7 protein-coding genes are annotated in these 12,974 nt (G+C 62.7%); 3 read left to right on the top strand and 4 right to left on the bottom strand.

The genetic code is table 11. From position 1 onward, the window contains the following. Positions 1–529 precede the first annotated feature (529 nt). On the top strand, positions 530–6,196 hold the full coding sequence (locus NR126_RS11710; protein WP_256830266.1) for a retention module-containing protein: 5,667 nt from the start codon (positions 530–532) through the stop codon (positions 6,194–6,196). A 45-nt stretch (positions 6,197–6,241) separates the two neighbouring features. Here the strand turns inward: NR126_RS11710 and lapD are convergent, their stop codons facing one another. The 4 genes from lapD to NR126_RS11690 all read right to left on the bottom strand — a co-directional run bounded on the left by lapD (position 6,242) and on the right by NR126_RS11690 (position 9,998). Further along, positions 6,242–8,194 (bottom strand): cyclic di-GMP receptor LapD, encoded by a 1,953-nt coding sequence (gene lapD, locus NR126_RS11705; protein ID WP_256830265.1) that lies wholly within the window; start codon positions 8,192–8,194, stop codon positions 6,242–6,244. A gap of 24 nt (positions 8,195–8,218) precedes the next feature. Then, the gene (lapG, locus tag NR126_RS11700) at positions 8,219–8,926 is read right to left on the bottom strand and encodes a cysteine protease LapG (RefSeq protein WP_105754337.1); all 708 of its coding nucleotides are present in this window, start codon (positions 8,924–8,926) and stop codon (positions 8,219–8,221) included. Between the two features lie 78 nt (positions 8,927–9,004). After that, complete coding sequence (locus NR126_RS11695; RefSeq protein WP_177327254.1) at positions 9,005–9,370, bottom strand: YbaN family protein; 366 nt, start codon at positions 9,368–9,370, stop codon at positions 9,005–9,007. A 40-nt stretch (positions 9,371–9,410) separates the two neighbouring features. Then, the gene (locus tag NR126_RS11690) at positions 9,411–9,998 is read right to left on the bottom strand and encodes a YecA family protein (RefSeq protein WP_027619154.1); all 588 of its coding nucleotides are present in this window, start codon (positions 9,996–9,998) and stop codon (positions 9,411–9,413) included. Positions 9,999–10,287: 289 nt separating this feature from the next. Between NR126_RS11690 and recQ the strand changes: the two genes are divergently transcribed. Both recQ and NR126_RS11680 read left to right on the top strand, forming a co-directional pair. Then, positions 10,288–12,414 carry a DNA helicase RecQ gene (recQ, locus tag NR126_RS11685; RefSeq protein ID WP_027619153.1) on the top strand — a complete coding sequence of 709 codons (2,127 nt, stop codon included), beginning with the start codon at positions 10,288–10,290 and terminating at the stop codon, positions 12,412–12,414. 120 nt (positions 12,415–12,534) lie between these two features. Next, on the top strand, positions 12,535–12,966 hold the full coding sequence (locus NR126_RS11680; RefSeq protein WP_027619152.1) for a MarR family transcriptional regulator: 432 nt from the start codon (positions 12,535–12,537) through the stop codon (positions 12,964–12,966). Positions 12,967–12,974: the final 8 nt, after the last annotated feature.

Here is a 12,974-nt window from a genome sequence, read left to right as displayed (position 1 = left end):
CAATAATTTGGCGTTATTTTTGGCTAAAACCGTTTCAGCCTTGTAACAACAGAGCTAAGAACATCTGAGGCAGAAGCTAAGAAGAATTTCTCATATGCGTTATGCCGAAAAAAACTTATGCGCTTCGCTCGATCCAGCACATTGTTCAGTGCACAAGCCTTGTATTCACGAGCTTTAGGGAGCTTTGCAAGGCCCGAACAAGTTCCAACACTTTTGCAACAGAGGGTGGAGAAACGTTGGAGGGGAAGGAGGCTGAGCGGTTTTTGGGCGACAAAATATTGTCACTCGCCGGCAGCCACCCTCGCAGGCAACCTGAACTGCGCTGAGTGAATGATTTCATTCAAGTTTGTCCCGCAATCAGGACCCCGTCTGCGTAGGGCACGCGCGACCCGATCGTCGTCAGGCAAGGGCTTGCACCTTGAAGCGCAAGTGCTGCCAGGCCGAAGGTCGGCGAGGCGACCCGGTAGTGCCCTGCCAGTTTCTGCGCGCAACCCAGGTGCCGATGGATGTCGGCGGCGGAGGACTTCACATGGCAAGGCTCATCGGAATCGTCAGCAAGGTCGTGGGTCAGGTGTTCGCGGAGGCGGGTAATGGCACCCGTCGCGTCCTGACCGAGGGGGACCGGTTGTACGCCGGTGAGCAACTGGTGACAGGCACCGCCGGTGCCGTCGCCGTGCACCTGCAAAATGGCCAGGACCTGACGCTGGGGCGTGGCAGCAGCCTGCACATGAATGATTCATTGCTGGCCAGCCAGCCGGCCCATGTCGACAGCTCCGCAGACACGGCACCCAGCCAGGCGCAGTTGACCGATGTCGAGCAACTGCAAAAAGCCATCGCCTCCGGCGTCGATCCGACCCAGACCGCTGAAGCCACCGCGGCTGGCCCCAACGGTAGCGGCGCACCCGGCGACGCCGGTGGCGGTCATTCATTCGTGCTGCTGCAGGAGACGGCGGGGCGGGTGGATCCGGTGATCGGTTTCCCTACGGCCGGGTTTAATGGTATTCCCGAGTTCGTCTTCGGCTGGCGCGACGGCACGCCGGATAGCGATGGCGGTGACAACGCCGGTGCTCCCGGTACTCCAGGGACACCTTCGGTAAACCCGCTGTCTCCTGAAACGCCCAACCCTCCAGGCCCGCCATTCCCGCCGATCGTCCCGGAAAATCACCCGGTCACCCTGACCGGCCTGTCGGTGGCAGGTGGTGAGTTGACTCTCAACGAGGCCAACCTGGCCAACGGTTCGGCGAGCAATGCCGCTGCCCTGACCCAGAACGGCACCTTCAGGGTGACGGCGCCGGACGGTCTGCTCAACTTGAGTATCGGCGGGATGAACATCGTCAGTGGCGGCACCGCTACCGGCTTGCCACAGTCGATCACCACCGGTCTGGGCAACACCTTGATCATCACCGGCTACGATCCGGCCACCGGCATCGTCAGCTACAGCTACACCCTGGTTGGCAATGAAAGCCATGCCGCCGGCGATGGCCTGAACAACCTGAGCGAACACTTCAGCGTGATCGCCAGTGATACCAATGGCGATTCGGCCAGCAATACCCTGGATATCAACATCACTGACGATGTGCCCCAGGCCTACGACGACAGCCATGGCGTCGCCTCGGAAACCCGCCTGACCCTGACCGGCAACGTGCTGGACAACGACACTCAAGGCGCCGACCGGGTGCCCAGCGGGCCGATCACCCCCGGTACCTTCACCGGCACCTACGGCACCCTGGTGCTGGCGGCCGACGGTTCCTACACCTACACCTTGCACAGTAGCGATCCGGCATTTCTCGGGCTCAAGGGCGGTGGCAATGGCAGCGAGACGTTTACCTACACCCTGACCGATGCCGACGGCGACAGCAGCAGCGCCAAGCTGGTGCTGAACATTCACAACAACGACGATCCGGTGAGCCTCAACGGCTTGGCAATCGAAGGCGGTGAACTGACCGTCTACGAAAAACACCTGGGCACCGGCAGCGATCCCACGTCAAGCGCACTGACGGTCAACGGTACGTTTACCGTCACCGCCCTCGACGGGTTGCACAGCCTGAGCGTTGGTACGCTCAACGTGATGACCGGCGGCATCACTGCCGGCTTCCCGCAAACCCTGACCACCGCCTTGGGCAACACCCTGACCATCACCGGCTACGATTCTGCCAGTGGCGTAGTCAGCTACAGCTACACCCTCAACGGCAACGATGCCCACCCGAATGCCAACGGCGCCAACAGCCTGAGCGAGCATTTCACGGTCACCGCCACCGACGTCGATGGCAGCACCAACAGTGCCTCGCTGGACGTCAACGTGGTCGATGATCTGCCCAGCGCGGCCGACGACAGCAACCCAGGCGTGGCCTCGGAAAACCAACTGACCCTGGTCGGCAACGTGCTCGACAACGATCAATTGGGCGCCGACCGCGTGACCGACGGCCCAGTCACTCCGGGCACGTTGACGGGCACCTACGGTCATTTGGTGCTGGCGGCGGACGGTACTTACACCTACACGGTTGACACCAGCAATCCGGCGTTCCTTACACTGAAGGCCGATGCCCACGAAGTCTTCACCTACACCATCACCGACTCGGACGGCGACAGCAGCAGCGCCACCCTGACCCTGACGGTGCACAATAACGACGACCCGGTGCTGATTGATGGTCTGAACGTTTGTGGTGGCGAACTGACGGTCTACGAGCGCGCCTTGAGTGATGGCTCGACCCCGGGCACTCCGGCGTTGACCCAGAGCGGCACCTTCACCGTCACCGCACTCGACGGTGTGCAGAACCTGAGCGTCGGCGGGTTGAATGTGGTGACAGCCGGCGTGACTGCTGGCTTCCCGCAAACCCTGACCACCTTCCTCGGCAACACCCTGACCATCACCGGCTATGACTCGGCGACTGGCGTGGTCAGCTACAGCTACACCCTCAATGACAACGAAAATCACCCCACCGCCAACGGCGCCAACAGCCTCAGCGAACACTTCGCGGTCACGGTGACCGACAGCAACGGCAGCACCGCCAGCGACTCGCTGGACGTCAACATCATCGACGACCTGCCGACCGCTAACGCCGATTGCGCCACGGTATTCGAAGGCGCGACCGTAAACATCGCGGTGCTCGGCAATGACAGCAACGGCGCTGATGGTGCTGCCGAGGGCGGCGCGGTGGTCGGCGTGCGCGCCGGTGGTAACACCTCGACTTCGGTGATTGGCGGCCTCGGCGATCCGATCCAGGGCGCCTACGGCTACCTGACCCTGGATGCCGCCGGCAACGCGATCTATCACAGCACCGCCAACGGCGTTTGCCCGCCGGGGGCGACCGATATCTTCACCTACACCATCCGCGACGGCGACGGTGACGAGAGCACCACTACCATCACCATCAATGTCACCGACAGCGGCCTGCACGCCTGCGTCGACTCTTGTCTGACGGTGTTCGAGAAAGGCCTGGACCTCAGCAAGGACGGCCAGGATCTGGCCGCCGGCACGGTGATCGGCAGCGATCCAACCTCCACCAGCGAAACCGCCCACGGCAACCTGGCCGGTTCCGTCGGCGGCGGCAGTGGCCCGCTGACCTTTACCCTGCTCGGCAGCGCCACCGGCGCTTACGGGCAAATCCTGCTCAACCCGGACGGCACTTACACTTACACCCTGACCTCGGCGCCGAAAACTGCGCCCGGCGGCAATGACGGCGCCAACCTCATCACCGAGACCTTCAACTACAAGGTCACCGATGCCTTGGGCAACAGCACCACCAGCAGCATTGTGGTGAACGTCGTCGACGACGTACCCCAAGCCCAGCACTCCGAACGCTTTGCCCCGGCGGGGGAAATTGATACCAACCTGCTGCTGGTGATCGATGTGTCCGGCAGCATGGCCGACTGCTCGGGTGTCGGCTCACTGTCGCGCCTTGAGTTGGCCCAGCAAGCGATCAGCGCCTTGCTCGACAAGTACGATGCACTGGGCGACGTCAAAGTGCAGTTGGTCACGTTCAACGGCGATGCCAGCGGGCAGAGCGCATTCTGGGTCGACGTGGCCACGGCCAAGGCGATCCTCGCCTCGCTGACCGCTGGTGGCGGCACCCACTACGACGACGCTTTGGCGGCGGCCAAGCTGGCCTTCGGTACTGAGGGCAAACTGGTCGGCGCGCAGAACGTCGGCTACTTCTTCTCCGACGGCAAGCCCAACGTGGGCGGGCAGATCGACCCGGCGGACGAGGCGGCGTGGAAAGCCTTCCTCGTTGCCAACGGGATCAAGAACTACGCGATCGGCCTCGGCGGTGGCGTCGATGCCTCCCATCTCAATCCGCTGGCCTACGACGGCAGCAACCACGTCGACACCGATGCCCATCTGGTCACCGACCTCAACCAGCTCAATTCGGTGCTGACCGGTACCGTGGTCGGCGTGCCGATCACCGGCTTGCTGATGGGCGACGGCGGTGGTTTCGGCGCCGATGGCGGCTTTATCAAAACCGTCATCGTCGAAGGCACCACCTACAGCTTCGATCCCCATGGCGACAATAATCACGGCACGCTGTCGGTCATCGAGGGCTTCAATCGCGGGGTGTTCAACACCCTCGACAACAGCCTGATCATCAGCACCCTCAAGGGCGGCGTGCTGGTGATCAACCTCGACACCGGTGAGTTCACCTACACCTCGTTGAAAGCCACGGCGGTCGAACTGACCGAACAGATCGCTTTTACTGCCAGTGACTACGACGGTGACCTGGCCAGCCGCACCCTGAACATCAAGGTGGTGCCGAATACGGCGCCGCTGGCAGCGGATGACCATGTCATCACCAACATTCTCTCGAGCCATATCAGCGTGCCGGGTGCGGCGCTGCTGGCCAACGACAGCGATGCCAATGGCGATCCGTTGACAGCCACCCCGACTACCTTCAACACCGGCTGGATCGTTAAGGGCGCGGATTTCACCGGCAGCGGCGCGATTGATTTCAGTGCGCCTCAGAACATTTCCGCCAACCGCAATCTGGCGGACGTTCGTGGCGCCTTTGCCGCCGATGCGGCCGCCATGACTGCGCTGTTGGTGATCAGCGGATTCCTCGGCCAGGTCAGCCACAGCGGCGCCAACGACGAGGACATGATTACCGTCAACCTGAAAAAAGGCGAAACCCTCAACCTCGATCACAACCTGGCGGCCGGTCATATCGGCATGGAGTATTCGCTTAACGGTGGCGGCTTCCTCGACATCGGCAACGACAGCACCCTGACCGCCAACGAAGACGGCACTTACCGGATCCACATCAGCAACCTGCACAACCCCGACGGCAGCCAACCGAATGCCGCCGAGAGCTACCAGTTGAGCATGACCATCAACTACGCCGGCGCCCACGAGAGCTCGCCGGACTTTGTCGGCAGCTACAGTGCCAACGACAACCACGGCGGCAGCGACGCGGCAGCGGTGAGCATCAGCTACCAGCAAGGCCAGATCTTGACCGGCACCGCTGGTGACGACGTGCTGTTGGCCGGCAATGGTGACAACGTGCTTAACGGCGGTGACGGCAACGACGTGCTGACGGCGGGCAACGGTAACAACGAGCTGCATGGCGGCGCGGGCAACGACCTGTTGTTCAGTGGCCTGGGCAGCGATCTGCTGGACGGCGGCGACGGCATTGACACCGCCAGCTATGCCCATGCGACTGCCGGCGTGACCGTCAACCTCGGCCTGCAAGGGGGGCAGAACACGGTGGGGGCGGGTGTCGATACCCTGGTCAGCATCGAGAACCTGACCGGCTCGAACTGGAACGACACGTTGATCGGCAATGACCAGGACAACCTGATCATCGGCGGCCTGGGCAACAACACCCTGACCGGCGGTGGTGGCTCCGACACCTTCAAGTGGCTGGCCGGCAACAGCGGGCATGATGTGGTCACCGACTTCACCCCCGGCACCGACAAACTCGACCTGTCGCAACTGCTGCAGGGCGAGCATGCCTCGTCAACCTCGCTGGACGACTACCTGCACTTCAGCGTCAGCGGCAGCGGCGCGTCGCTGGTCACCAGCATCGATATCAAGGCCACGGTCGGCGCGCCGTCGACCCAGACCATCGACCTGGCGGGGGTCAACCTGGCCGATCACTACGGTGTGACGCCGGGGGCGGGCGGGGTGATCGCCGGCGGTCACGACACCGCGACCATCATCAACGGCATGCTCAATGATCATTCGTTGAAGGTGGACACGGTCTGAGGATCAGTAGTCCCTGGCGCGGGAGACTTCTCCCGCGCCACACCTTCACTGCTCGCCAGGCACCGGCTGCGGCGCACCGATCAAGCGTCCCATTGCGCCAAAAATCCCCAACTCCTTGAGCGCCTCCAACTCGCCGGCGGTCTCGACCATTTCCGCAATCAGCGGCAGGTCGATGCTGTGGGTGGCGCGGTAGATCGCTTCGATAAACAGCCTCTTGTGGCTTTGCGTGTCGATGCCGCGAATGTAACTGCCGTCGATTTTCAGGTAGGCCAGGCCGAGCTGGGTAAAGTTGCCGATCTGGCTGAAGCTGCCGCCGAAGTGCTGCAGGCCGATGCGGTAACCGGTGTCGCGCAGGCTCAGGCTTAGCTGACGCAGGTCCTCGGGGGGCGGTAATTGATGCTCATCGATTTCCAGGGTCAGTAGCGGTGCCAGTTCCGGCAGCGCGTTCAGCGTGTCGAGGATGATCCGCCGTTGCGTGGTGTCGCGCAGGGTGCTGCCGGACAGGCTCAGGGCCAGCGGCTGGCGATGCTCGGCGAGGTAGTCGAGGGTGTGCTCGAGCATCGCCAGGTCGAATCGCGCCGACCAGCCCAGGCGTTCGATCCAGGGCAGGAAATGCCCGGCGGCGATCGCCTCGCCCTGAGGGTCTAGCAGGCGCGCCAGAACCTTGTGGTGTAGCAGTCGCCCGGTGTCGGCGCATTGCACCACCGGTTGAAAATACAGCTGCAGCTTGCCGTGGGTCAGGGCATCGTCGATCCAGGCGCGCCAGTCGTGGGCGGTCTGCGTGGGGGCGGATCGTGACTGATCGAGGTAGACCCACGGTCGCTCCGGTTGCAGTTGCGCCTGGGCCAGGGCCTGGTCGAGGCGCATCAGTACCTGGTTTGGGGTTTCTCCGGGAACGTAGGGCACTATGCCCAGATGGGCGACCGGCATGCAGTCGCTGGCGCCGGTCAAGCGCAGGTTCTCCAGGGTGGCGCTGATCTCCGCGCCCAGACGGCTCGCTTCCTGGATATCGAGGCCCGGGGTCAGCAGGCTGAACTCGCCGCCACGGTTGCGTGCCGCCAGCCAGGCATGACGTTCGGGTAGCTGGGTCAGGCGCTTGAGCAACTGGCCGATCTGGCTGATCAGGGTGTCAGTGGCCTGTCCGCCGTGGCGCTGGTTGAGGCCGTTCAGGTCATTGATCCGGAACATCAGCAAATGCCCGGCGCTGTTCTGTTCGCCGGGTAACAGTTGGTCGGTCAATTGTTCGTCGAGCAGGCGTCGGTTGGCCAGCCCGGTCAGCTCATCCTGATAGGACGCCGCGCGCAATGTTTCGCTGCGCGCGGCCTCTTCGACGAATAATGCCTTGAGCTTTTCGACCATCTGGTTCATTGCCAGCACCACCCGTTTCAGCTCAGGCGTCCTCGGCAGTTTCTTCACGCTGCGAAATTCTCGTTGGCTGATGGCTTGGGCCTGCTTGACCAGACTGTCGAGGGGGCGCAATTGGCGACGCAGCAACCAGCCGCCGAACACCGCGCTGAGCAGACCGCAGAGCAGCAGCCAGAGCAGGCTGCCGACGCTGCTGTCCCAGAGTTTGGCGAGGGCGAATTGGGGATTGCTCTGCACCTCGACCCGGGCCGCCTGTTCCCAGCCGCGCATGATCAGCGCATCGCCACCTTGCGGGCGCAGATTCACCAGTCTGACGAACCAGGCGGGAATGCCCTCAGCGGTGGCCCGTGTGCTGCGTTCCACCAGCAGGCGCTCATCTTCGATAGCGATCACCCGGATGCTGGAGAAGTAGCCGCTGTCGAAAATCGAGCTGACCATTAACTCAACCATCGCCGGATCGTCCAGTTGCGTGGTCAATGACAAGCCCAAGGCCGTCGCAGCGTCCTGGGCATGGGAGCGCAACTGGCCGAGCATCTGTTCACGGGAGCTCTCCAGGCTGACAAAAAAACTGCCGCTGAACGCCACCAGGAGGAACAGGCAGATGGCCAGGAATAATTGTTTGAGTAGGGACATGTGACGCTCCTTTGCTCGTCAGTCTCAGCCATCGCCCACGGCAAAACCCTCTGCCTGCATCTTGCGCAGCAGGTCCTGCCAGCGTGACAGGCGCTTAGCGTCGCCCTTGCGCTGGCCGCCATTGGCCCCCGGCGTGTACAGGCCTTCGGCATTGAAGGCGTATACCGGCAGCAGGTCCTTGCGTTGCGAGGCGGGGCGGATGTCGCTGATCAGGTTATCGAGGACCAGCGGGTCGGCTGTGGGGCTCGGGTAATACGTCAGGACCATGTGGGCCTGATTGCGGGTCAGCGCCTTGACGTAGGTGATGCGCAGTTTTTCGGCGGGCACGCCCAATTGGCGAAGGCTGAAGTATTTGCCCAGGGCGTAGTCTTCGCAGTCACCGGCGCCCTTGACCAGCGCTTCGACTGGCGTTGCCCAGTAATCGATTTGCTGCCAGACGCGGCTGTCGTCGCGAAAACTCAGTTGCTGGTTGAAGAAGCGATTGACCGCTGTCAGTTGGTCGCGCTCGGGCAGTCCGGCCTGGCTTTGCAGCATTTGGTTCCACGCCTCAATCCGTCCCTGCGCACTGCCCAATGGGCCATAGCGTTGTTCGGCAGTGGTCAGGATGTCAGCGAAATTCCAGTTCGCCCGAACAGCCTCCAACCCTGGCAGCAGGAAAAACCCGAGAAGCAGCCATCCGCCGAGCCGGCGTCGGGGCGTTGACCATCCTGGACTTCGCGGGCGACGAGGCATGCCGGGCGGCTCACATGCAGATCTGTGGAGTCTAGGCGTTGTTGGGCAAAAGGCCGGGCCAATTATCGAGTGGTCGGCTCAGGGCTTTTCGAGGGTCTTCTGGCGCAGGATGTAGACCGTCACCAGCACTGCGCTGGTCAACATGAAGCCACGAGCCCAGGGCAGGGGGACCAGGTAGCAGGAAAACAGGATGCTCGCCCACATCAGGCCAATGGCGTAGACCTTGCCCTTGAGCGGAATGCCGTTGCCGTCCAGGTAGTCGCGAATCCACGGGCCGAGGCGCGGATGCTCCACCAGCCATTGATAGAAGCGCGGCGAACTGCGGGCAAAACAGGCGGCGGCCAGCAGCAGGAAGGGGGTAGTAGGCAGGACGGGCAGGAAGATGCCGATCACTCCCAACGCTACGCTCAACCAGCCAATGGTCAGGAGTGCGTAGCGCAGCATCAGGGAGCGGTTGCCTATGGGATCAGCCACAGGCAGGAACTCAGTGGTGACGAGGCTTGAGAATCGCCGGTTTTTCGTCCGGTGCGTTGCACAGCAGGTACAGCGCAGTCAGGGCTTCCGGGATCTGTACGATCATGTCGTCCATCAGATTGGCGTCCGAGGCGATGTCGGAGAATTCCGGTTGCTCGTCGAACAGGCCGGAACCGACCATGATCGGCAGCAGCATTTCGCTGACTTCGTCTTCGGCGGTTTCGAACCAGGCTTCTTCACGCAGGAACACGCCCTCCATGAAGCCGATGCACCAGCCGCGCAGTTCGGAGTCGTCCGGGTCATCGCCGAGGTCGAGGTCGCATGGCAACTCGAATTCCTCATCGGAAGCCAGTTGGCGTGCGATGTGGGCCTTGAGGCCGATCAGCGTGGCTTCGATTTCCTCACGCTGGGCGTCGCTGGTGTAGTGCGGCTCTTCCGCGAACAGGGCGTCGATCCACTCGCGCTCCGGCACGGTTTCGGCACAGATCGACAGGGCGGTGAGGTAGCCATGGGCGGCCACGTAGTCCAGCGCCTCGTCATGCAGTTCATCGGCGTCGAGGAAGACTTGCAGGCGGGTTAATTGCTCAGCGAAGGACATTGGGAGGGCTACCTTGGGAATATACGATGAGCAAGTTTAGGCGTTCTTGAGCGCCCAGGCCAGCCGCGCAGCGGATTTGCCGGTAATTGCACAGGTTGTCCGGCAAGCAGGGACTATTCGTCAGTGAAGTCCATTGCCGGGCAGCGCTCGGGTATACTCGCGCGTTTTGTTATGCCCGGCAGGTTTGGCGCATGCCCCGGACAAATCCGCTAACGGATCTGGCCGTGAACATCGCGCGGTTTTGAGCCAGCCTGCACACCGGGATTTTCAGCACCATTGGGAGTTTTTCATGCTCGAACAGGCTCAACGCGTCCTCAAGGACATCTTCGGCTACGACAGTTTCCGTGGTCGCCAGGGTGCCATCATTGAGCGCGTGGCCAGCGGCGGCGACGCCTTGGTGTTGATGCCTACCGGCGGCGGCAAGTCCCTGTGCTTCCAGGTGCCGGCGCTGTTGCGCAACGGCCTGGCGGTGGTCGTTTCGCCGCTGATCGCGTTGATGGATGACCAGGTCGCGACTCTCGAAGAGCTGGGGGTCGCAGCCGCCTCGCTGAACTCGACCCTGAGCCCCGAGCAACAGCGCGACCTTGCCGCGCGCATCCGTCGTGGCGAAGTGAAAATGCTCTACCTGGCGCCGGAACGGCTGGTCCAGCCACGCATGCTGGCGTTCCTGCAGAGCCTGGAAATCGCCCTGTTCGCCATCGACGAAGCCCACTGTGTGTCGCAATGGGGCCATGATTTCCGCCGCGAATACCTGCAATTGGGCCAGTTGGCCGAATTGTTCCCCAACGTCCCGCGCATCGCCCTGACCGCCACCGCCGACAAGCGCACCCGCGAAGAAATCGTCGAGCGCCTGCATTTGCAGAATGCCGAGCGTTTTCTGTCGAGCTTCGACCGGCCGAACATTTTCTACCGCATCGTGCCCAAGGAGCAGCCTCGCAAGCAATTGCTGGCGTTCCTCGCCGAGCGTCGCAGCGACGCCGGCATCGTCTATTGCCTGTCGCGCAAGAAGGTCGACGAGGTGGCGGTGTTCCTCAGCGAGCAGGGTTTTCCGGCGTTGCCGTACCACGCCGGGCTGGCCAACGAGGTGCGCGCCGAGAACCAGAAGCGCTTCCTCAACGAGGAGGGCCTGATCATGGTTGCCACCGTGGCGTTCGGCATGGGCATCGACAAGCCCAACGTGCGCTTTGTCGCGCACCTCGACCTGCCCAAGTCGCTCGAGGCGTATTACCAGGAAACCGGTCGTGGCGGGCGCGACGGCCTGCCGGCGGACGCCTGGATGGCCTACGGCCTGCAGGACGTGGTGATGCTCAAGCAAATGCTGCAGAACTCCGAAGGCGATGAACGCCACAAGCGCCTGGAGCAGCACAAGCTCGACGCCATGCTGTCGTTGTGCGAAGAAACCCGCTGCCGTCGTCAGACCTTGCTCGCCTATTTCGACGAAGACATGCCGCAACCCTGCGGGCATTGCGATAACTGCGTCGACGGCGTGCAAACCTGGGACGCCACCGAGCCGGCGCGCCAGGCCTTGTCGGCGATTTATCGCACCGGCCAGCGCTACGGCGTCGGGCATCTGGTAGAGGTGTTGCTGGGCAAGGACAACGAAAAGGTGCGGGGTGCCGGGCATCAACACCTGGCGGTGTTCGGCGTCGGCAAGGGCCGGGCCGAGGGCGAGTGGCGCTCATTGTTCCGCCAGTTGGTGGCCCGTGGCCTGGCCGATATCGACCTCGATGGCTACGGCGGTCTGCGCCTGAGCGACAGCTGCCGGCCGCTGCTCAAGGGCGAAGTGACCCTGGAATTGCGTCGCGACCTGAAACCGCAAACCACCGCCAAGACCGGCTCCAGCCAGGCCAGCCAATTGGTGCGTGGCGAAGAGCGGGAACAATGGGAAGCGTTGCGCGCCCTGCGCCGCAAGCTCGCCGAAGAACATGGCGTGCCGCCCTACGTTATCTTTCCCGACTCCACGTTGCTGGAAATGCTCCGCAGCCAGCCGGGCTCCCTGGCGGAGATGGCGCGGGTCAGCGGCGTCGGTGCGCGCAAGCTGGAGCGTTATGGCGATGCGTTCCTCGAGGTCCTTGGCGGCCGGGCCGAGGCGCCGAAAGTGGTGGCCGACCTGCGCCACGAGTTGATTACCCTGGCCCGCGCCGGCATGACCCCGCTGCAGATTGCCGGGCAGTTGCAATGCTCGGAGAAAAACGTCTACACGCTGTTGGCCGAAGCCATCGGCAAGCAACAATTGTCGCTGGAGCAGGCTCTGGATCTGCCGGAAGACCTGCTGGGCGAAGTGCAGGATGCGTTCCTCGACGGCGAGGGCGAATTGCCGGCCGTCGCCGAAATCGCTCCGCTGTTTGCCGGTCGGGTTCCGGAGGGCGTGTTGTACTGCGTGCGTGCCGCCTTGCAGTCAGAATTCGAGATGTAACTTGACGCCTCTCAAGATGTAACGATTCAGTACAGTCTCGACCTTGCTTCGTACCGAGGGTCATGCTTAGCTGGCTAACAATTAGTATTACTTCGATATCAGTCTAAACATGAGTGTTTTATGCCGTTAACCGAACAACACCGCTTTGGCATGCAGTTGGCGCAAATGTCTCGCGGTTGGCGCGCCGAACTGGATCGCCGTCTTGCTGGCCTCGGCCTGTCTCAGGCCCGATGGCTGGTGCTGCTGCACCTGGCGCGTTTCAAGGACGCGCCTACCCAGCGCGAGCTGGCGCAAAGCGTCGGCGTTGAGGGGCCAACCCTGGCTCGCCTGCTCGACAGCCTGGAAACCCAGGGCCTGGTTCAGCGCCTGGCGGTGGCTGAAGACCGTCGGGCGAAGAAAATTCTTCTTTGCGATACGGCCCGTCCGCTGATCGAGCAAATCGAAACCATCGCCAACGCGCTGCGCCAGGAGTTGTTCGAAGGCGTCGATGAGGAAGAGATCAAGCTGTGCATGCGCGTCCACAGCCGCATCCTCGCCAATCTGGAGAAGTGATTCATCCC

The sequence above is a fragment of the Pseudomonas sp. Pse1 genome (genome assembly GCF_024519635.1).
In the GTDB taxonomy this organism is placed as follows: domain Bacteria; phylum Pseudomonadota; class Gammaproteobacteria; order Pseudomonadales; family Pseudomonadaceae; genus Aquipseudomonas.
The sequence above is the reverse complement of the archived record's forward strand: the minus strand, read 5'-3'. Positions and strand labels throughout refer to the sequence as shown.

Bases quoted from the DNA above. Each gene is read 5' to 3' on its own strand.
- lapD (WP_256830265.1), bottom strand. From the start codon at position 8,194: ATGTCCCTACTCAAACAATTATTCCTGGCCATCTGCCTGTTCCTCCTG.
- recQ (WP_027619153.1), top strand. From the start codon at position 10,288: ATGCTCGAACAGGCTCAACGCGTCCTCAAGGACATCTTCGGCTACGAC.
- NR126_RS11690 (WP_027619154.1), bottom strand. From the start codon at position 9,998: ATGTCCTTCGCTGAGCAATTAACCCGCCTGCAAGTCTTCCTCGACGCC.
- lapG (WP_105754337.1), bottom strand. From the start codon at position 8,926: ATGCCTCGTCGCCCGCGAAGTCCAGGATGGTCAACGCCCCGACGCCGG.
- NR126_RS11680 (WP_027619152.1), top strand. From the start codon at position 12,535: ATGCCGTTAACCGAACAACACCGCTTTGGCATGCAGTTGGCGCAAATG.
- NR126_RS11695 (WP_177327254.1), bottom strand. From the start codon at position 9,370: ATGCTGCGCTACGCACTCCTGACCATTGGCTGGTTGAGCGTAGCGTTG.
- NR126_RS11710 (WP_256830266.1), top strand. From the start codon at position 530: ATGGCAAGGCTCATCGGAATCGTCAGCAAGGTCGTGGGTCAGGTGTTC.